The following is an 18975-nucleotide window of genomic DNA, read 5'->3' as shown; positions in this document are numbered from 1 at the left end:
ATCTCGTCCATTCCACGCATCGGCTCATCTGCTCAAGATCATGAACACGATATCTCTAACGCACCGCCCTTCGAGCCCGTTTACACCGTTCCCAATTTCAACAGCCTGCTAAGCGATCGATTAAAAATTAAAATCGATGCTTGGGGCGAGCGGTGACACCTTCCGCCGGCGATCCGGCAGACAGGCCCCGGGCCCGGTTGATGGGCTCGGGCCGGTATGGCGAATGCACCTTGAAGACGTCGGCGTCGATCGGATGCCCGGCCGCATGACATCGCTCGACTATCAGGGTTCGCAGTTGCCGGACGTCGGGGATTGCTTTGTACTGGCGATGCTTCGCGCACCGCCGTGCAGGTGCGAATGCATTCCCGGGCGCTGTCACGTTGGCGGGGTGTTCGCGTAGCATGATGCGATGACGAAAACGAAATCGCTTTATCACGGCCACCGGTTCCCGTCGATGGTCCCCCCGCTACCCTCCTCGGCCCTCCGCTTCACCCTGCGTGGCCGGCGCCGTAGCGCCCCCCCCCCCCCCCCAACGCGCCCGCCCCATACCCCCTGGGGGCCGCCCGTTTTCGCGCCCCCCACCGCGTCACTTGCCGGCGACCGAAATCGCCGGCGTCGAGCGCGATTGCATGCGCAGCGTAAACCTGACGAGCGGCGCGGTCAGCGCCGTCGTCACCAGCGCGAACACGACGAGAATCGTGTAAACACGCGCCGGAAGAATCTGCATCTGCAGACCGATCGATAGCACGATCAGTTCCATCAATCCGCGCGTATTCATCAGCGAGCCCACCAGCATCGCGTCGTGCGGCGCAAGCCCGGTGGCGCGCGCACCCAGATAGCTGCCGCCGAACTTGCCGACGAACCCGCCCGCGAAAAACACCCCGAACCACAGCCATGAAGTCGCGTCGTCGATCGTCCCTACCGACGCATGCAGCCCCGCATGGGCAAAGAACACCGGCATCAGCACCAGCTTGACGAAGCCCTCGACGCTATCGTGCCAATCCTTCGCGACGCCCGGCACACGCCGCACGAACAGCGCCGCGGCAAGCGCGCCGAATGCGCTGTGGAACCCGATCATCGAGGTCGCCAGCGCCGACGCCATCACGAAGCAGAACAATACTGCCAGCCGGTCGCGCGAGGCATGCGCCGTCGATGCGAGCCGCGCGAGCGCCGGGCGGACCACGAAGCGCACCAGCAACGCGCTCAGCGCCAGATACACGAGCAGGCTGACGAGCATGCGCGTGAATGCCCAGCCCGGCCCGCTCGACAACGATGCGATTGCCGCAAGCAGCATCCAGCCGAGCGCGTCGGTGAGTATCGCGGCAGACATCGCATGCCTCGCGCCCGCCATCGCACCGAGCGTCAGGTCATCGACAATGCGCGCCATGACCGGCACCGCCGATACCGCGAGCGCGACGCCGCAAAACAGCACGTATTGCAACGCCGGTGCATCGCTGGCGAGCGCCCCCTTCGACACGACCGCCACGATCATGCCGATCGCGGCCGGCACGAACAGGCCGCCTGCCGCAATCGCAACCGGCACACGCCACCGGCTGCCGCGCAGCGTGACGCCGAGCTCCATGTGCAGACCGACCTGAAACATCAGCAACACCAGACCGACCTCGCTGACTTGCGCCATTCCCGACGGCGCACGCGGGCCGAACAGCACATCGTAGAAATCAGGTGCGATGACGCCGAACAGCGAAGGCCCGAGCAGCAGGCCGGCCGCGATCTCGCCGACGACCGCGCACTGGCCGAGCCGTTCGGCAACGCGGCCGCAAACGTTGCAGAGTCCGATCACGACCACGAGTTGTAGCAGCCAGATAGTCATGAAATGCCTCAGGAAAGTGCGACCGCCGCAAAGACGCGGAAGACGGACAAGCGGTTGACAGCCGTTCGGCCTCGACGGAGCCGGCTGCGGTATGGTTCGCGTACTCGTGCGATCGCAAAGGCATCCATCCTCAGACCCACTCGCCGGATTCGAAGGCATCCTGCAAGCCGATGCCTACGGCGGCTTCGACGAATTGTACGCAAGTGGCAAGATCCGCGAGGCTGCTTGTCGGGACCACGCGCGGATAAAAGACTACGAGATCCACGCGAGCATACCGACGGACGAGACCCACAAACTGCTCGAGACTCGCCAGGTTCGCGAGCGCCTGACGGAACGATGCGGCCGATACCGGCTCGGCTAGGGCTGCCGACTCACGCATTGCCGCTCACTCGCGGCAGCGCGGTCACGCGGTTGAGCGGTCACCTCGGCGACACGGTCGACCCAGCTCCGGTAGAACGCGCGGTACTTGAGCACGAGCTTGTCGTACCTGCTGTACGCGCCGCCGCCGTCCGGCTTCATCCCGTTCCAGATTTTGACGTCGTACCCCGCGGCCTGTTTGGTCTGCAGCCCGAACAGCACGTAGTCGGTCGCGCGACGCAGAGCGCCGCCCACCTTCTTGATCGAGATGAGCATGTGCATGACGTTCTTGCCGTCGCTCACCGGCGTCACGCACTGGAGCAGCTTGTATTTGACGTCTCCGTCCAGGGCGACGGTCATGACGCACCCGCCGGGGTATCCATCGAAGTGCAGGTTCATCTGCGACATGTCCATGCCGAGCGCGCGCGACAGCATGCCGAGGGGCCCGAAGTACCGGTCCACGGTGAAGTCGATCCCGGCACCGAACCACGCGCCCGCCCGCGCCAGCGACTCGACCTCCGGCCACTGGCGCCAGTCGTCGAAGAGCTTGAGCTCGAAGGCCGAGACCGGGAGCGCGTGCACGGGGGTCGCGTGCTGCGCGTCGTAGAAGTTCTCGACGATCCGCAAGACCGCCGTCGTCGTCTCGAACGCGAAGTGCAGGTGCATGAAGTCGCCGTTGTCGACGTCGGCCGCGGCGATTTCGGGCAGCGGGTGCAGCGGCTGCGGGGAGCCGTACCAGACCCACACGTAGCCGTACCGCTCGGCGGTGACCAACGTCGGCTGGCGCGCCCCGCGCGGGACGGGCTCCAGCCGGCGCACCTCCGGGCTGTGGCCGGGGATGTGAACGCACTGGCCCTGCTCGTCGTACCGCCAGTGGTGAAACGGGCACTGGATGCACCCGTCCTTGATCCGCCCGTCGGCCAGGTTCGCGCCAAGGTGCGAGCAGTGCCGGTCCATCACCACTGCCCGGCCCGTCGCGCCGCGCCACGCCACGCACGGACGGCCGAACAGTGTCAACTCCGCCGGCTTGTCCTTGAGGTCGTCCGAGCGCATCGCGACGTACCAGCTCGCGGCCACGCGCGTGGTCGCGTCGTACGCCGCCTGGGGTTGCTCCTTGACGCTCGGTTGATCGAATTGAATGTCGTCCATCGTTTTTTGTGTGGTCGTCGGTCGATTACTTCAGCGCCAGGCCGATGCGGGTCGTGATGTACGCCTTGAGCAGCGCGAACATCGGGTTGTAGTCGAAGTACTTTTTCACCTCTGCCGGCGCGCTGGTTTGCGTCCAGTACATCAGCTTCATCGCCGGCAGCAGGCTGTACTTCGAATTGTTGAGCTGCGGCTTGTCCCCCGTGATGCAGTACCCGAAGCCGAACATCGGCCTGGCGAAGTCTCGTTCGTCGATGAGGGCGTGAATCCGCGCCGCGGCCTCCTCGGCCGGCTTGCGCCTGGCGCTCACGGCCTCGACCTCGGCCTTGGCGTCGTTGAACAACTGGTAGTACTCCTCCATGTCCGCACACAGGTACCCGAGGTACGGCGGGTCGTTGTCGAGGTGATCGAGGTCGCCCTCGTCGCGCGACGCGCGGAACCTCGCGTGGGCTTGCACGAGCCGGAACTGCCCGAGGATCGTGCCGACCGCCCACAGCCGGTGGAACGCGTCCCACAGGCGGAAGTCCGAGAACGCCGTGTAGCAGCAGCTGACGAAGTCGTCGTTGTGATCCAAAAGCTTCTGCTGCAGGCGCTCGATGTACTCGAAGCGCTCGGGGGAGAAGTCGTCGTCGCGCAGCGCCTTGATGAGGCGCGCCGCGAGCGCGTGGATGGTCACCGCGGTGTTCTCGAGCCCCCGGGAAAAGAGCGGGTCGATGAACCCGTTCGCGTGCAGCATCAGGCAGTAGCGGTCGCCGACGCAGGCGCTCGACGAGAATTGCAGGCGGTCGGTCTTGACCCAGTCGCGCACCGGCACGGCGTCCCGGAACTGCGCGCCGATGCTCGGAAACCGCGCGAGGAACTCGTCGAATTCCTGCTGCGCGGAGATGTCCGTTTTCGGGTAGACACGCGGGTCGAGCTGCAGGCCGACGCTCACCAGGTTGTTGGTCGACCGCGGGTGGTTGTTGAACGGAATCACCCAGAGCCAGCCGCCCTCGAACATGTGGTGCAAGGTCCCCTCGTGCCAGCGCCAGCGCTGCCCCTTGACCTTGAAGATGTCGTCGAACGGCTTGACCCCGAGCATGTGCGTGTAGAGGCTGCGGGAGTGCGTCTTGAAGCGACACGGCTCTTCGCGGAGCCCGAACTTGGTCGCGAGCGGCGCGCGGGGGCCTCCGCAGTCGATCATGTACCGGCCGGTGAACCGTTCGCCCTGGGCGGTGGCCACCGCGACGCCGTCCTTGTCGGCGTGGTATTCGGTCACGTTCGTCTTCTGGCGGACCGTGCAGCCGTATTTGATGGCGGCTTGCAACAGGTAGGCATCGACGTCTTGCCGGTAATAATGGCTCTCCGGCCCCCACGGCAGCTCGGGAATCACGCACTGCGTGAACTCCTTCGGGTCGTGCTCCTGGCCGGGCTTGTGGAACACGAAGCCGAAGTTGCGCTTGATGCCCGTGCTCGACGCGACGTAACGCTGCGTCGCATAGAACGACGTGATGTGGTCGAGCTCCGGAATGCCGTAGCGATCGGCGATGATGCGGTTCATCAGAGACGTCTCGGGGATCGACGATTCGCCGATCGTGAACCGCGGGTGCGACGACTCCTCGATGATCAGCACGCGAAACTGTTGTTTGGCCAGGATGGCCCCCATCTGGGTGCCGGACATGCCCGAGCCGAGGATGATCACGTCGAAGTGGTTGCTATCGCGCCCGTTCGCGGGGCTCTTCTGAGTCATGGGGGCAAACTCTCCTTGTGAGATGGAACACATGGCCGCGCGCGTCAGGATTCGTCGAGGGCGGCGCGGAGGCGGGACCGCGCGGCACGCGTGAGTTCGAGTAGATCGCCGAGCATGCTGGGCGCGTACCCCCCGCTGCCGATCGTGGGGCCGCTTCGCCCGGCTTCGTACGTCCGCTCCGCCAACTTGAGGTGAGGCGCCCGGAAGTGCAGCAGGACCTCGAAGACCCGCTCGAGGGCCGCCAGCCCGGCCCCGACGGGTTCGCCCCGCACGCGGGCCGCTTGCGCCTCGTCGAGCGCGCGGTCGACGAGCGCCGGCCCCCCGGCGAACCGGGCGTAGACCTCCCTGAACGCGGGAAGCACATAGGGCAGGTACGTCTCCTTGAATTCTCGATAAGCCGGGTGGTCCGATTGCGAGCCCCACAGGACGTGCTCCAGCACGAAGAGGGGCATCTCTACAGCGCCGGGGCCGAGGTAGCTCTGCCCCCCGACTCGAATCGGTTCGTAGTACGGGCGGAGCTCGTCGTAGAAGACTTGCGGCGAGATGAAGCGGTAGGCGTAAACGATCGATTCGACCATTTTCTGAAGATAGGCCGCCAGCTCGACGCACCCTTGCTCGAACGCGGGCGACCGCAGGGGCACGTCGGACAGCTCGACGGTCAACGCGATGGCCGCCTCGAGGGACGCCATCGAGATGCGTACGCTCTCGAGCAGGTGCGCTTCGTCGCGGAGCCCGGTGTAGCTCCGCTGCGCGTCGGCCGCCGCGGGGTTCCAGACCGTCACATGCAGGAGCGTCTCGCGCGGCGGCAGGTCGGTCGCACGCGCCAGGTCGAGCAGCACCGGCTCGAGCCCGGGCACCGCGTCCACGGGCTCGTGTCCGTGCCGCTTGAGCGACCCCAGGAAGAACCCGATGTCCCGCATCGCGGCGGCGGCTTCGACGAAGCCCCAGCCGGCGGGCACACCGCGCGCCGGAAGGAACTCGCGCAACAGGCCGACGATGCCGGGCACATCCTTTTTACGGTTCAGGACCGGCAGCTGCAGAACGAGCGCTCGCGCCTGCAGCGGATCGCAGGCCGCCACTGCAGCGTGCGTGGCCGCGAATGCGCATACCCGGCTCGGGGCGCGCTCCACTACAGGACCTCCGGCGTCGCGAGCGTCGGCCCCGGCTGGCTGCGAGACAGCCCCGCGTCGCCCTCGCGCAGCGACCGCAGGTAGTCGTAGTTCGTCGGCAGGCTCGTCCGCAGACGCTCGGCCTCGCGCCGGATGCGGGCGAACATCGCCTCGGCCTTGTCGATCGACTCCGGCCGGTGCCGCAAGAGCGGCAGCGACCGGTCGGGCAGCAGCCCCAAGCCGGCAAAAATGCAGTAGTAGTTTCCGTTCAACCAGAAGTTCTTGAATTCGTAGTCGAAGGTCTCGTAGTACGTGGAATCGTCGAACGACGTGGTGGTCAGCGGCAGCCCCGCCTTGTAACGTTCAACCTTCTCCTTGATGGCGTCCGAGAGCCGCAGATCGTGCCGGTTCGCGAGCCAGAACGGCGTGTCTTCGCGCGACGTGGTGAAATAGTGCGCCTGGACGAAATCTCGGCAGTCGTCGAACATGTAGACGATCTCGGCGTTGAATGCGTCGGTCAACCGCGGGTCGAACGAGGTGTCGGGGAAGTGCTTCACGAGCTGGTAAAGCGCCGCGTAGATGAAGTAGATTCCCGTCGATTCCAGGGGCTCCAAAAAGCACGACGACAGCCCGATAGAGACGCAGTTATTGACCCACGCCCGCCTGTTGCGCCCGACCCGGAACTTGATCTGGTTGAGCGGCTGCTTGTCCGAGAGGCCCCAGAGGTCGAGGAAGTCGGCGGTGGCCTGGTCGCGCGACGTGAACTTGCTCGAGAAGACGTAGCCGCTGCCGAACCGGCCCAGCATGGGAATTTTCCAGGTCCACCCCGAGTTCATGGCGATCGCGGAGGTGTACGGCTCGATCCCCACGCGCGCGTCGTCGTTGGGCACGGCGCTGGCGACCGCGCTGTCGCACAGCAGGTAGTCGGACATGTCGATGAAGGGTTCCTTCAAGGCCTGGTTGATCAGGAGCCCCCGCATGCCGGAGCAGTCGATGAACAGGTCCGCCTCCAGCGTGCGCCCCTCCTTGGTGGACAGGCTGGAGATGTAGCCGCGCTCGTTCAGGTGAACGTCCACCACCTCGTCGACCACGCGCTTCACCCCGCGTTCGACGGCCCAGCGCTTCAGGAAGTCGGCCACCAGGTGCGCGTCGAAGTGCCACGCGTGGGCCATCTGGCGGGTGCCGTCGGGCAGGCACGGTGCCAGATTGCCGTCGAGCGCCCCGGGCTGCGGGTAGCACGCGTACTCCATCGGCTGCTGGAAGCCCTGTTCGCGCTTGCGCAGCCAGTAGTGGGTAAGCGGCACGCCGTCGCAGTTCGGCACGCTGCCGAACAAATGGTAGAAGTAATCGTCGCGCGAGCGGTCGGGAGACTTCCTCCAGTTCACGAACTTGATGGCGGCCTTGAATGCGCCGTTCACCTGGGGCATCCACTCCCGCTCCGGTATCCCGAGGAAGTCGAAGAACACCTTCTGCAAACTCGGGATGGTCGCCTCGCCCACGCCGATCCGGGGGATCGCCGCAGACTCGATGAGCGTAATGTTCGCCTGCTGTTGGAGCGCCCGGACGAGGTACGAGGCGGCCATCCACCCCGCGGTGCCGCCGCCCACGATGACGATATTCTTGATCGGATTGCTCATGACACGCTTCCCATAGGATTTAAAAACCGAATGGACTTCTGAGAGGGTGGTCAATTAATCGGCACCCAGAATAGGATGGCGATTAATTAAATCAAACTGATATGTTTGACAGGGTTTTGATTTTTTATCCGCCACATTTAATTTCGTCATCCCAAATCGGAAAACTATACGTGCCTAAAGGAAATAATTTCTTATTGGAGTTTTTTTATTTTTGAGCAATTTTATGGTTAGCGTTTGTTTATTAAACAATCCATATTGTTGCGGTAGATGTGGACAGCTGCGTTATCTTGGGTTTCGTAAAGCTCAATAAAAACGGCAATGGAAAGTCGAATTGTGCCGCCGAGCTAAACAGTTCAATTTTAGTCACATGAGAGGAATTGTGCGGAATTTAGTAACAAGAATCCTGATTGTGGGCGGGGGAAGCGCGGGATGGATGACCGTCGCCCACCTTTCCAAAGCGTATGGTTACAAGATAAAAATCTCACCGATCGAGTCATTCACCATTCCAAAAATTGGAGTGGTCGAGGTAACCATTCCGAATCTGCAAAAGGTATTAGCCATGCGTGGCATTTCGACGCTCATCTCATCGCCAATTACCTCGGGGATCTCGCGGTAAGTTGGGGTGTCGAGCATATCGAGCGCGAAGTCGTCGAGACGCGACTGAATGAAGATGGCGAAATCAAGCTCGTTGAAGCAACTGCCAGACTTCATCGGCAGCAGTGACCGTGCGAAGACCCGGCAGGGGCCGGCAATGATGAAAGCGGAAAGCGCGCCGGAGCGCGCTACCCACGCTGCTTTTCCTCGAAATACGGCTGACGTGCCGCGACGAGACGCAACTCGTCGAGCAACGCCGCGGCAGCACGCAACAGATCGTCGAGCGTGACGATGCCCACCAGTTGGCCGTCGTCGCCGACGACCGGAAGCCGGCGTATGCCATGCTGCCGCATGCGCTTTGCGAGCAGCCAGACATCTTCGTCGCCGTTTGCAACCGCGACGGGTTCCGACATGATGTCCCCGACGAACAGCGAGCCCGCCTCCGCGCCCGGGCTCACCACGGCGAGCACGATGTCGCGGTCGGTCACCATGCCGACCGGCAGAAGGTGCCCTTCCCGTTCACGCACCACGACCAGATCGCCAGCGTGCGCATCGCGCATCCGTTCGGCTGCCTCGACGACCGTGATCGTTTCGAAACACGTGGCGACATCGCGAGTGCAGAGCATCGCAGCATTCATGTCATCTCCTGGTTGTCCCGGGCAACGCGAGTCGTCACCGCGGTTCGGACATCCTGACCGTCGATCAACGTCTGTCCTGCTCCGAACCGATCAGGCAATCGACAGGTGATCGACGACTTCGCGCACACCCGGCGCCGGCAGGCGGCATCGAACACAAGCCGCCGTTCGCTCAGCGAATCATGATCGTTGGCTCCTTTTCGCATCCGGTAAAACAACGGTAGGCGCAGTACCGCAGGCAAGAATTGATGCAGGTCAGTGCAAAGGCCCGTGCGAGCGCGCGGTAGATGTCACGTTGATCGCGTGGCCCTGCTGGCGAGCAGGTCCGCGTGTCACCGTCGATAAAATCGATAGTACGAGTGGAGGTGTTGTCTCACGAAATCGGACAGCATGCGACGGATCCTGGCGCAGCACCTCGGACTGCCGGCCGCGCCCTATCCGGACACTCGGCCGAATGCACTCGCCGAACGCAAGGGCATGCCCCGTTCAACCTACGTCGACGCGTATCGAACGACGCGTCCGCACGGCGGATTCAGTACAGCAGAAACGCCGCGCGCGCTTGCGCGAACGCCGCCGCCTGCGTATCGACGACCCGTTCGATGTCGTCGAGCGGCCGCCCCGCTTCCAGCATGTCGGCGACCTCGCGCGAACCGACCGACGCGCGAATCGCGTCGATCCGGAACAGTTCGGGATACCGACGGTGCAAAACGAGCGCGAGTGCGAGCCCGATTTCGCCGGGTTTTGCCGCGCCGGGCAGTCGCGCAATGCGCACCCCCTCGCACGGCACGCCGCGATAGGGCCCTTCCGCCGGCACGAAGCGAACCGGCGCGAAGGTCGCGCCGAGCCGCATCGCGCGAAGATCGTCGGCGAGCGCATGGCCGTCGATCCAAGGCGCGCCGACCACGCCGAACGGCGTCGCGGTGCCGCGCCCGACACTGAGCGCCGCACCTTCGACGAGCCCCGTCTCGGGATACAGCGACAGCGCGCCGGCATCGCGCAGGTTCGGCGACGGCGGCACCCAGCCCAGCCCGGTGGCGTCGAAGCGCATCGCGCGCGCGTAGTGCGCCATCGGCACCACGGTAAGCGCGGCGCCGATTCGCAGGCGGTCATTGAACAGGCGCGCGAGTTCGCCGATCGTCATCCCGTGCTGAAGCGGCAGCGGGTAATAGCCGGTGAACGTGCGCGGCCCCGGGTCCGCCACCGGGCCGCCGACGACATCCGCGCCCAGCGGATTCGGACGGTCCAGCACGAGCACAGGACGATGCGCGGCCGCCGCCGCCTCGAGCGCATATCCAAGCGTGGCCAGGTAAGTGAAGAAGCGTACGCCTGCATCCTGCAGGTCGATCACCAGGACGTCGGCGTCGGCGAGCAACTCGGGGGCGATCCGGCGGCGGCTGCCGTAGAGGCTGTGAACCGTCACGCCGGTCGCGGCATCGATCGTGTCGCCGAACGTTTCATCGACGTCGGTGCCGAGCCCGTGCTCGGGCGCGAACAGCGCAACGAGCCGTGCCCCCGGTGCGTGCGCAAGCAGGTCGGCGGTGCGCGTGCCGAACCGGTCGAAGCCGCTGCGATTCGTGATCAGCGCAATGCGCTTGCCGGCCACGGCCGCGAATCCGTTTGCCGCAAGCATGTCGATGCCGGCCAGCACCGGTCCGTGCGATGCCGGCAGCCGGCCGCTACGGGCGACGGCCTCGGCCATCGCCGGTGCGCGCGTGGCGATCCGCGCCAACTTCACGGGCCCCGCTCCGCTCGATACGATGCCGAGCACCAGCTCGCGCAACGGTGCTGCAGTGCCGGTTTCATCGGGATACAGCCGGCTCGTCAGCACGACCGCGAAGCGGCGTGTCACCGGATCGATCCACAGCGCGGTGCCCGTGTAGCCGAGATGCTGCAGCGCGCCGATCGCGGGCAGCCGGTAGCGGTTCGCGACGAGCGGCGCCGCGACTGCCCAGCCGGTCGTGCGCAGGTCGCCTTCGGCATCGAGCGTGGCCGGCGTCTCGAGCGTCGCGATGCTGGCGCGGCTCAGCACGCGTGCCGAGCCGAGTGTGCCGCCGTTCAGCAGCATGCGTGCGAAGCGCGCGAGATCGTCCGCGCTCGCGAACAGGCCCGCGTTGCCCGCCACGCCGCCCATCGCGGCGGCGATCGGGTCGTGCACCCGGCCCCTGAGCAGGCGGCCATCCCGGACGACCGTGGGCGCGACGCGCGCCAGCAAGGACGCGGGCGGCCGAAACGCCGCGCTCGCCATGCCGAGCGGCGCGAATATGTGCATCGCGCACCACGTGTCGAGCGGCCGTCGCGACACGCGCTCGACGATCTGGCCGAGCACCACGTAGTTGACGTCGCTGTACCGTACGCGCGTGCCGGGCCGCGCATCGGGCGCCATCGCGACGATGTCGGCCAGCACGGCCGCGCGGCTGCGCAGCGCGCGAGACGACACACCGGGCGGCAGCCCGGACGTATGCGCGAGCAACTGCCGAAGCGTGATGTCCGCCTTGCCGCGCGCGGCGAACGCGGGCCAGTAGTGTGCGGCCGGCGTATCGAGATCGAGCTCCCCGCGCTCCGCGAGCTGCATGACGGCAACGGCCGTCGCCACGGGCTTCGTCAGCGACGCGAGATCGAAAACGGTATCGGCCGTCATCGCTTCGGCGGCCGCGCCCGCCACACGAAGGCCGCGGGCCACACGTACGCGCACACCGTCCGCATCGCCCGTCACGACGACCGCGCCGGCAAGATGGCGATCGGCAATCTCGGCGGCAATGACTGCGTCGATCGCGGCGGCCGGTAGCGCTGCGGCCGGGCCTGCTTCCGCCCGCGCACAGACAGGCACCAGCGCGAGCAGCAGCGCGCCGGTCAGCGCGGCAGCGCAGCGGGATCGTAGCGATTGCGCGGATTCCACAGCATCCATCCGTCCGTGCCGGCCGTATCGGCGGCGTCGACCTGCGCTCGAATCTCATCCGCATCGAATTCCCGGTGGTCGAACGCGTAGTCGCGAAACGCCTGCAGCCAGGGCCGAAAACGCACGCCGGCGAGCCCCGTGCGGTGCATCGCTTCGGTAAGCGAACGTTCGACGATCTCGCCCGGATGATCGGTGGGTTTGCGGCAGCCGGGCAAGCCCCACGTAAAGCCCGACGGGTACAGCATCGGCGAAATGTAGTCGACCACCCCGCCCAATGCGCCGAGCCGTTGCCCGATGTGCGTGTCATCCTCGTTCCAGCACACGTAGCCGAAGATGTCGGCCGACACATAAACGTTGTACGGCCGCAGCCGCTCGCGCGCCCCCGCCAGGAATCCCGTGATCGCGGCGACGCGGTTCGCTTCCGTATTGGGCTCGCTGAAGCGCAGGTTGTTCGCATCGGGAAAGCGCAGGTAGTCGAACTGGATCTCGTCGAAACCCAGCTTCGCCGCCTCTTCCGCGACGTCGAAGTTGTGTGCCCACGCCGCCTGCGCGGTCGGGTCGATCCATCGCAAATGCTCGCGATCGCGCCAGATCCCGCCGGCCGCATCGCGCACCGCCCAGTCCGGGCGGGCAGCCGCGAGCGGATCGTCCTTGAACACGACGATGCGGGCGATCAGGTACAACCCGCGCGCATGAAACGCGCGGATCAGGCCCGGCAGGTCGGCGACGCGCGGTGCCGGATCGCTTGCCGCGCCGATCGCTTCGCGTGCCGCGCTGCGATAAGGGGTCGTCCCGCGATCGCCTTTCACGTCGATCACGAACGCGTTGACGGCCGTGCGGCCCTGCAGCGCGAGCGCCGCGTCGCGCAGCGTACGGTCCGCGATGCCGTAGGCGGACAGGTAGACCGCTTTCGGACGCACGGGTGTCATGCGAATCGTATGCGTAATCCCGGCCGCCGTCAGTTCGACTTCAGTTCGTGCGTAGCCCGGCGCACGCACGCTCAAGCGTGTACCGGTCGTTTCGACCTCCAGCGAAAACGCTCCGTCGCCATCCGCGGTTCGGCTCACGCCGGACGCGTAGCCGATCGCACCGGCCAGCGGGCGCCCGTTCGTGGCATCGACGACCGTGATCGTCACCGGTGCCGCCTGCGCGGCGAAACCGGCGAGCGACAGCAGGAGGCACGCAATCAGGCGGTCAATCATGGCTTCCCCCGGCGGTTTGCAGCAATCCGTTCATGCATCGTGCGTCGCATGTATCCGTCATCAAATAGCGCGGCAGTGCCATTGCCGGGTCGGTGAGCCGAACGGGACGCGCATTGAGCGTGAAAGCGGCGACATAACCTTCGCGAGCGGCCAGTTGGTCGGTCTCGTCATCATGGACGCCGAATGGCCAGGCCAGCAGCCGGATCGGCTTGCCGGTTTCGGACTCGAGCCGTTCTCGGGAGCGGCTCAACTGGACGGACACGAAGCGCCGGTAGTCCTCCGCGGTGCGCCGGGCGCGCTCGGTGTGAAAATTCGGATGCCAGTACGTATGGGACTCGATGTCGACTCCGCCGGATGCGCCAAGCGCGCGCAGCTGGTCCCACGTCATCGCGTAGCTGGCGTTGGAGATGGCCGACGGATAGATGAACAGCGTGACCGGTACAGGGTGCCGGGCCAGCAACGGGCGCAATATTTCGTAGACGGAACGGTGACCGTCATCGACGGTGATCGCGACTGCCCGCGCCGGCACGGCATCCGTCTGGCCGCCATGCCAGCGCACCACGTCGGCGAGCGGCACGATGCGATAGCCGCTTGCCTCGATCGCATGCAACTGGTTGCGGAATGTCTCGGTACGTACCGTCATCGAATCCAGGCGCTCCGCTGCAAACCGGTGATAGACGAGAATCAGCACGCGTTGCTGCGCCGGCACGACGGCGTCGGCCGACGCAGCCGGCAGCACGCACGACAGAGCGAACAGACAGACGATCAAGCGGAAGACCATGGCGCACCTCGGGAAATCGCTGCCCTATTCTTCCCGATCGCATCGCGCGCTCGCTGAGCCAGGTCAACAACCGTTCGCACGGCGACGATACCGCGCACGTGTCCGGCGGCGTCCGTGTCAGGTTGCTTCGGCAACCAGTTCGGCATGAATCCGCTCGACATCGTCGCGTGTGCAAAGCGCCGTGCCGGGATGCTCGACCGAAGCAGCCGATGCCGCCAGCGCATAGCGGCACGCATCGTCGAACGGCACGCCGCGCCCCAATGCCCAGACCATGCCGCCGACGAAACTGTCACCGGCCCCCACCGTGCTGCATACCGTTGCCGGCCTGCCATGCAGGCGCAGGGTTCGATCGCGCGTGACGACCCATGCTCCGCGGGCACCGAGCGTCAACGCGACGATCTCGGCTTGCCCTCGCGCCACGAGTTCGCTCGCTTTCCGGCATGCCGACGCTTCGTCGAGCGGTTCGCCGGCCAGCACGCTCAGTTCGCCGAGACTGGGCTTCACGAGATGGATGCCGGCCTCGAGCGCTGCCCGCAGCGCGGGGCCCGCCGCATCGACGACAACCCGGCTGCCGTTTGCCTTTGCCGTCCGCGCGAGCCTTGCATACAGGTCGTCCGGCGCGCCGGGCGGCAAGCTGCCGCTCAACACGAGATAGCGTGGCGCGGGTTGCATGGCCTCGATGCGGGCCGCGCAGCCCCGCCACTCGGCTTCCGTGACCGACGGTCCCGGCGTCAGGAAGCGGTATTCGCGTCCTGTCGCGGTCTCGGTCACGCAAAAGTTTTCGCGTGTCTCGCCGGCGATCCGCAATCGCACGGTCGGCAGACGTTCGGTTTCGAGCAGCAGCGTCAATACGTCACCGGTCGGCCCGCCTGCCAGGTACAGCGCGACGCAGTCGCCGCCGAGCCGATGAATGGTTCGCGCGACGTTGATCCCGCCACCGCCCGGGTCGCGCCTCGGCCGCGCGCAGCGCAGCTTGTGCGTATCGACGATGTGCTCGACCGACGTCGCGACATCGACGGCAGGGTTCAATGTGACGGTAACGATATCGGTCATGGGGCTTGGTCGATAAAAGGCTCGATCCGCCGGCTTGCGCGACCGACACCGGCGTGACGATTTCCGGCAACCGACGCATGCCGGCCCTTGCGCCACCTTACGTTCCACAGCGGGCGCGGCGTTGACGGCGGTCAAGCAATGCCGCAAAGGCGCCGGATTGCGCTCGATCAACGATGCGTGCCGGCAGGCCCTTACAGTGAATCATTCGCCGTCGCGGAGCCTCGCCATGGACGAGCAGTCGCTTTGCACCACCGTGTTCGCCGATCGCTATGCGCAGCCAGGCGAAACATCGCACGGGGCCGTATTCCGGCGCGTCGCCCATGCGCTGTCGCTCGCCGAGCCGGCGGACGTTCGCATACAGGCCGAACGTGCGTTCTTTCTGAATCTGATGCGCGGGGCGATCGGCGCCGGCCGCATCCTCGCGAATGCAGGCGCGCAGACGGGCGGAACGATGGTCAACTGCTTCGTCCATCCACTCGAGATTCCGGCCGATATGCCCGTGCAGGCCGTCGACGCAGCGCTCGAGCGCGCGCTCGACGACGCACGGCACACGCTGCTGATGGGGGGCGGCATCGGCTACGACTTCTCGCCGGCGCCGCCCGCGGACGCGCACCAGCGACGTCTCGCAACCGAACAAGGCGTGTGCGCGGCAATCGACCGCTTCGATGCGATGTGCCGCGCGCTGCCGTTCGCCGGTCCGCGCCGGGGCGCGCAAATGGGTGTCCTGCGATGCGATCATCCGGACCTGGTCGCGTTCGTCACGGCCAAGCGCGGACGATCGCGCTGGCCGACGTTCAATCTGTCGGTCGGCATCACGGACGCGTTCATGGAAGCGGTCGCGCACGACCGGCCGTGGGCGCTCGTCCATCATGCGCCGCGCTATTGCGCGTCCGGCGCACCGTCCCGGCAGCCGGACGGGCATTACCTTTACGCGACGGTTCCGGCCCGTACGCTGTGGCATGAAATCGTCAACGCCGCGCGCGACAGCGCCGAGCCGGGGCTGCTGTTCCTCGATACGATCCGCGACGCGAATCCGCTGTGCGAACACGAGCGGATCGACGCGACGAACCCGTGCGGCGAGCAGCCGCTGCCGTCCTATGGCAGCTGTGTGCTGGGGCCGATCGACCTGTCGCGCTTCGTTCACCACCCGTTCGGCGTCGACGGCAAGCCGCGCTTCGACTTCGCGACGCTCGCCGACGCGGTGCGTATCCAGGTACGCATGCTCGACAATGTGCTCGACCTGACCGCGTGGCCGCTCGCCGCGCACGAGCGCGAGGCATACCGGAAGCGGCGCATCGGTGTCGGCGTAACGGGGCTTGGCGACGCGCTGACGATGCTGCGGCTGCGCTATGACAGCGCCGAAGCGCGCGCGTTTGCACGCGGCATCGTGCTGACGATGCGCGAGCATGCGTTTGCCGCATCGGCCGCGCTTGCCGCCGAGCGCGGCGCGTTTCCGGCCTACGATCCGGCCGCCTATCTGGCCGGCCCCGCGAACCGCATGCTCCTGCCGCTGAAGGTACATCACGCGATCGCGCGGCACGGGCTGCGCAACAGCCATCTGCTGTCGTTCGCGCCGGCCGGCAGCGTGAGTCTCGCGTTTTGCGACAACTGTTCGAACGGGATCGAACCGGCCGCCGGCCGGATGCAGCGTCGAATAGTCCGCACCGCGGACGGACGCGTCCGTCCGTTTCGCGTCGAGAATCACGCTTGCCGGCTGTTTCGCGAACTGCATGGCGACAATGTCCGGCTGCCCGACTATTTCGTCACTGCGGCGGATATCGCGCCGGCCGATCATGTCGCGATGCTCGCTGCGCTGCAGCCCTGCGTCGACGCAGGCATCTCGAAGACCGTGACGATGCCCGGCCAGTGTTCGCTTTCCCAGGTCGATGAACTGTTCTTTCTGGCGTGGCGCGAGCGGCTCAAGGGGATCACGGTCTTCCGGCCCGATCCGCAGCTCGCCTCGGTCGTCACCGATGACGCCGCGCAACAGCGCGACGGCGCCGTCTGTATCAACTGCTGAATGACACGATTGCCGGCCGGAAGCGTTCGGCAGATCGGCACGAAGCGGGCCAACCGTTCAGACCGAAGCGCCCGTTGTCGTCTCCGATTCTGCTTCCGCGGGCCGGCCCGGCGCGTCGGCATAGTCCGGCCCCGCAATGAGCGCCATCAGCATGTCGTGATCGATCGACTCGTGCAGCAGCAAGCACCGTGCAATCCGTTCGAGCGCATCGCGGTGTTCGCCGAGTGTCGCCGCGACCCGCGCATGCGCGTCGGCCAGCAGCGCGTGCACCTCCTCGTCGATCAGCTGCGCCGTGTGTTCGCTGCAACGACCGTCGCCCGGCGTCCACACGCCGGGCGCCCCGCCCTGCGATGCAGCGTCGTCGAACGTCGCCAGGCCGATCTTGTCGCTCATCCCGTACTGCATGACCATATGCCGGGCGAGCGCGGTCGCCCGCTCGAGATCGTTCTGTGCGCCGGTCGACACATCGCCGAACGCGATTTCCTCGGCCACCCGCCCGCCGAGCAATACGTCGAGCCGGTCGAGCAATTCGCTCCTGCGCAGCACGTAACGATCCTCGGTCGGCACCTGCTGCGTATAGCCGAGTGCGGCGATGCCGCGCGGGATGATCGACACCTTCTTCACCGGATCGCAGTGCGCGCGGCTTTGCGCGACGAGCGCGTGGCCCGACTCGTGGTACGCAATGGTCCGCTTCTCCTGCTCGTTCATCACGCGGCTCTTGCGCTCCATGCCCGTCATCGCGCGATCGATCGCCTCGTCGAAGTCGGCCATCCCGATCGCCGGTTTGCCAAGTTCGGCCGCATGCAGCGCGGCCTCGTTGACGACATTCGCGAGATCGGCACCGACAAATCCCGGCGTGCGCGATGCCAGCTCGGCCAGATCGACTTCGGGGGCAAGCTTCACGCGCTTCGTGTGCACGGCCAGAATCTGCTTGCGCCCGTTCAGGTCCGGCCGGTCGATCGCGATGTGCCGGTCGAAACGTCCGGGGCGCAGCAGCGCGGGATCCAGGATCTCCGGCCGGTTGGTCGCGGCCATGATGATGACGCCGGAATTCGCCTGAAAGCCGTCCATTTCGACGAGCAACTGGTTCAGCGTCTGCTCGCGCTCGTCGTTGCCGGACATCAAACCGACGCCGCGCGCCTTGCCGAGCGCATCGAGTTCGTCGATGAACACGATGCACGGCGCTTTCTGCTGCGCCTGTTCGAACAGATCGCGCACGCGAGCCGCGCCGACGCCGACGAACATCTCGACGAATGCCGAGCCACTGATCGAGAAAAACGGCACCGCCGCCTCGCCTGCGACCGCGCGCGCGAGCAGCGTCTTGCCGGTGCCGGGCGCGCCGACGATCAGCACGCCCTTCGGAATCTTGCCGCCGAGCCGCTGATAGCGTTCGGGTTCGCGCAGGAACGCGACGATCTGCTGCAACTCGGCCTTCGCCTCGTCGATGCCCGCAATGTCGCTGAACGTGATGCCGGTTTCCTGCTGCACATAGACGCGTGCCCGGCTTTTTCCCATGCCGCTCAGATCCCTTATCCCGCCCGGCCTGCGCATCATGAAGCTCCACACCAGTACGAAGGCGATCACCGGAAACGCCCACGTTGCAAGCGTCTCGATCCAGCTCGAATCCGGCATCCCGCGATAGCGGATGCCGGCGGCCGTCAGCGTGGTGACCAGGCGGTCGTCGGCTACCCGGTTCGTCGTGAAGCGCCACGGCGGCCCGGCCTTCTTCACGGCAATCGCGTCGGAGGCCGGCAGCATCGGGACGGCTTCGGGCATGCGCAGTGCGCCCGAGATCGACGACTGACCGATGTCCAGATCGTCGACGAGCCGCGCGTCGACCAGGCGGTGAAAGTCGCTGTACGAAATCGACGTCGTCTCCGGCCGGGACGTGAACAATTGAAACGCAACCAATACAGCGAGGGCGATCGGGATCAGCAGCGCGGAATAGTCGAATGTTTTCTTCATGGCGTCGAGCCTGCACGACG

14 protein-coding genes and 1 pseudogene are annotated in these 18975 nt (G+C 66.0%); 4 read left to right on the top strand and 11 right to left on the bottom strand.

Annotated features, from left to right (window positions below; translation table 11 throughout):
* Positions 1–586: 586 nt before the first annotated feature.
* On the bottom strand, positions 587–1831 hold the full coding sequence (locus tag ACNQQL_RS33750) for a cation:proton antiporter (RefSeq protein ID WP_347068740.1): 1245 nt from the start codon (positions 1829–1831) through the stop codon (positions 587–589).
* 56 nt (positions 1832–1887) lie between these two features.
* Between ACNQQL_RS33750 and ACNQQL_RS33745 the strand changes: the two are divergent.
* Positions 1888–2135: pseudogene (locus tag ACNQQL_RS33745) on the top strand (IS66 family transposase); the annotation flags it as partial.
* Positions 2136–2188: 53 nt separating this feature from the next.
* Here ACNQQL_RS33745 and ACNQQL_RS33740 read toward each other — a convergent pair.
* The 4 genes from ACNQQL_RS33740 to ACNQQL_RS33725 are packed head-to-tail and all read right to left on the bottom strand — an operon-like array spanning position 2189 to position 7809.
* The gene (locus tag ACNQQL_RS33740; RefSeq protein WP_347068738.1) at positions 2189–3337 is read right to left on the bottom strand and encodes a Rieske 2Fe-2S domain-containing protein; all 1149 of its coding nucleotides are present in this window, start codon (positions 3335–3337) and stop codon (positions 2189–2191) included.
* A 25-nt stretch (positions 3338–3362) separates the two neighbouring features.
* The gene (locus ACNQQL_RS33735; RefSeq protein WP_347068736.1) at positions 3363–5063 is read right to left on the bottom strand and encodes an NAD(P)/FAD-dependent oxidoreductase; all 1701 of its coding nucleotides are present in this window, start codon (positions 5061–5063) and stop codon (positions 3363–3365) included.
* Between the two features lie 44 nt (positions 5064–5107).
* Positions 5108–6193, bottom strand: a complete 1086-nt coding sequence (locus tag ACNQQL_RS33730; protein ID WP_347068734.1) for a monodechloroaminopyrrolnitrin synthase PrnB family protein — start codon at positions 6191–6193, stop codon at positions 5108–5110.
* Positions 6193–7809, bottom strand: coding sequence for a tryptophan halogenase family protein (locus ACNQQL_RS33725; protein ID WP_347068732.1), 1617 nt, complete (start codon positions 7807–7809; stop codon positions 6193–6195). The genes ACNQQL_RS33730 and ACNQQL_RS33725 overlap by 1 nt, the downstream gene beginning before the upstream one ends.
* Before the next feature lie 367 nt (positions 7810–8176).
* Here ACNQQL_RS33725 and ACNQQL_RS33720 point away from each other — a divergent pair, with 367 nt between their 5' ends.
* Entirely contained in the window at positions 8177–8425 is a 249-nt protein-coding gene (locus ACNQQL_RS33720) for a tryptophan 7-halogenase (RefSeq protein ID WP_416392813.1), read from the top strand.
* Positions 8362–8532 carry a tryptophan 7-halogenase gene (locus tag ACNQQL_RS33715; RefSeq protein WP_416392814.1) on the top strand — a complete coding sequence of 57 codons (171 nt, stop codon included), beginning with the start codon at positions 8362–8364 and terminating at the stop codon, positions 8530–8532. Before ACNQQL_RS33720 ends, ACNQQL_RS33715 begins: the two co-directional genes overlap by 64 nt.
* A 59-nt stretch (positions 8533–8591) precedes the next feature.
* Here ACNQQL_RS33715 and ACNQQL_RS33710 read toward each other — a convergent pair whose 3' ends face one another.
* The 5 genes from ACNQQL_RS33710 to ACNQQL_RS33690 all read right to left on the bottom strand — a co-directional run bounded on the left by ACNQQL_RS33710 (position 8592) and on the right by ACNQQL_RS33690 (position 14970).
* A complete protein-coding gene (locus ACNQQL_RS33710) occupies positions 8592–9041 on the bottom strand; it encodes a CBS domain-containing protein (RefSeq protein WP_072436883.1) in 450 nt (149 codons plus the stop codon).
* 529 nt (positions 9042–9570) lie between these two features.
* Positions 9571–11943, bottom strand: a complete 2373-nt coding sequence (locus ACNQQL_RS33705) for an exo-beta-N-acetylmuramidase NamZ domain-containing protein (RefSeq protein WP_416392812.1) — start codon at positions 11941–11943, stop codon at positions 9571–9573.
* Positions 11889–13136, bottom strand: a complete 1248-nt coding sequence (locus ACNQQL_RS33700) for a putative glycoside hydrolase (protein ID WP_347068725.1) — start codon at positions 13134–13136, stop codon at positions 11889–11891. Before ACNQQL_RS33700 ends, ACNQQL_RS33705 begins: the two co-directional genes overlap by 55 nt.
* Positions 13129–13917, bottom strand: a complete 789-nt coding sequence (locus ACNQQL_RS33695) for a polysaccharide deacetylase family protein (RefSeq protein ID WP_347068723.1) — start codon at positions 13915–13917, stop codon at positions 13129–13131. Before ACNQQL_RS33695 ends, ACNQQL_RS33700 begins: the two co-directional genes overlap by 8 nt.
* Positions 13918–14034: 117 nt before the next feature.
* The gene (locus ACNQQL_RS33690; RefSeq protein ID WP_347068744.1) at positions 14035–14970 is read right to left on the bottom strand and encodes a 1-phosphofructokinase family hexose kinase; all 936 of its coding nucleotides are present in this window, start codon (positions 14968–14970) and stop codon (positions 14035–14037) included.
* A 226-nt stretch (positions 14971–15196) separates the two neighbouring features.
* Here ACNQQL_RS33690 and ACNQQL_RS33685 point away from each other — a divergent pair, with 226 nt between their 5' ends.
* Positions 15197–16990: an adenosylcobalamin-dependent ribonucleoside-diphosphate reductase gene (locus ACNQQL_RS33685; RefSeq protein WP_347068721.1), complete on the top strand. Its 1794-nt coding sequence runs from the start codon at positions 15197–15199 to the stop codon at positions 16988–16990.
* Between the two features lie 57 nt (positions 16991–17047).
* Here ACNQQL_RS33685 and ftsH read toward each other — a convergent pair whose 3' ends face one another.
* Positions 17048–18955, bottom strand: a complete 1908-nt coding sequence (ftsH, locus tag ACNQQL_RS33680) for an ATP-dependent zinc metalloprotease FtsH (RefSeq protein ID WP_347068719.1) — start codon at positions 18953–18955, stop codon at positions 17048–17050.
* Positions 18956–18975: the final 20 nt, after the last annotated feature.

Origin of the sequence: Burkholderia sp. LFS061 (assembly GCF_047978125.1) — a bacterium.
In the GTDB taxonomy this organism is placed as follows: Bacteria; Pseudomonadota; Gammaproteobacteria; order Burkholderiales; family Burkholderiaceae; genus Burkholderia; species Burkholderia pyrrocinia_C.
Note: the sequence above shows the minus strand (reverse complement) of the source record. Positions and strands in the feature narration are given on the sequence as shown.

Bases quoted from the DNA above. Each gene is read 5' to 3' on its own strand.
- ACNQQL_RS33750 (WP_347068740.1), bottom strand. From the start codon at position 1,831: ATGACTATCTGGCTGCTACAACTCGTGGTCGTGATCGGACTCTGCAAC.
- ACNQQL_RS33740 (WP_347068738.1), bottom strand. From the start codon at position 3,337: ATGGACGACATTCAATTCGATCAACCGAGCGTCAAGGAGCAACCCCAG.
- ACNQQL_RS33735 (WP_347068736.1), bottom strand. From the start codon at position 5,063: ATGACTCAGAAGAGCCCCGCGAACGGGCGCGATAGCAACCACTTCGAC.
- ACNQQL_RS33725 (WP_347068732.1), bottom strand. From the start codon at position 7,809: ATGAGCAATCCGATCAAGAATATCGTCATCGTGGGCGGCGGCACCGCG.
- ACNQQL_RS33720 (WP_416392813.1), top strand. From the start codon at position 8,177: ATGAGAGGAATTGTGCGGAATTTAGTAACAAGAATCCTGATTGTGGGC.
- ACNQQL_RS33710 (WP_072436883.1), bottom strand. From the start codon at position 9,041: ATGAATGCTGCGATGCTCTGCACTCGCGATGTCGCCACGTGTTTCGAA.
- ACNQQL_RS33705 (WP_416392812.1), bottom strand. From the start codon at position 11,943: ATGGATGCTGTGGAATCCGCGCAATCGCTACGATCCCGCTGCGCTGCC.
- ACNQQL_RS33700 (WP_347068725.1), bottom strand. From the start codon at position 13,136: ATGATTGACCGCCTGATTGCGTGCCTCCTGCTGTCGCTCGCCGGTTTC.
- ACNQQL_RS33695 (WP_347068723.1), bottom strand. From the start codon at position 13,917: ATGGTCTTCCGCTTGATCGTCTGTCTGTTCGCTCTGTCGTGCGTGCTG.
- ACNQQL_RS33690 (WP_347068744.1), bottom strand. From the start codon at position 14,970: ATGACCGATATCGTTACCGTCACATTGAACCCTGCCGTCGATGTCGCG.
- ACNQQL_RS33685 (WP_347068721.1), top strand. From the start codon at position 15,197: ATGGACGAGCAGTCGCTTTGCACCACCGTGTTCGCCGATCGCTATGCG.
- ftsH (WP_347068719.1), bottom strand. From the start codon at position 18,955: ATGAAGAAAACATTCGACTATTCCGCGCTGCTGATCCCGATCGCCCTC.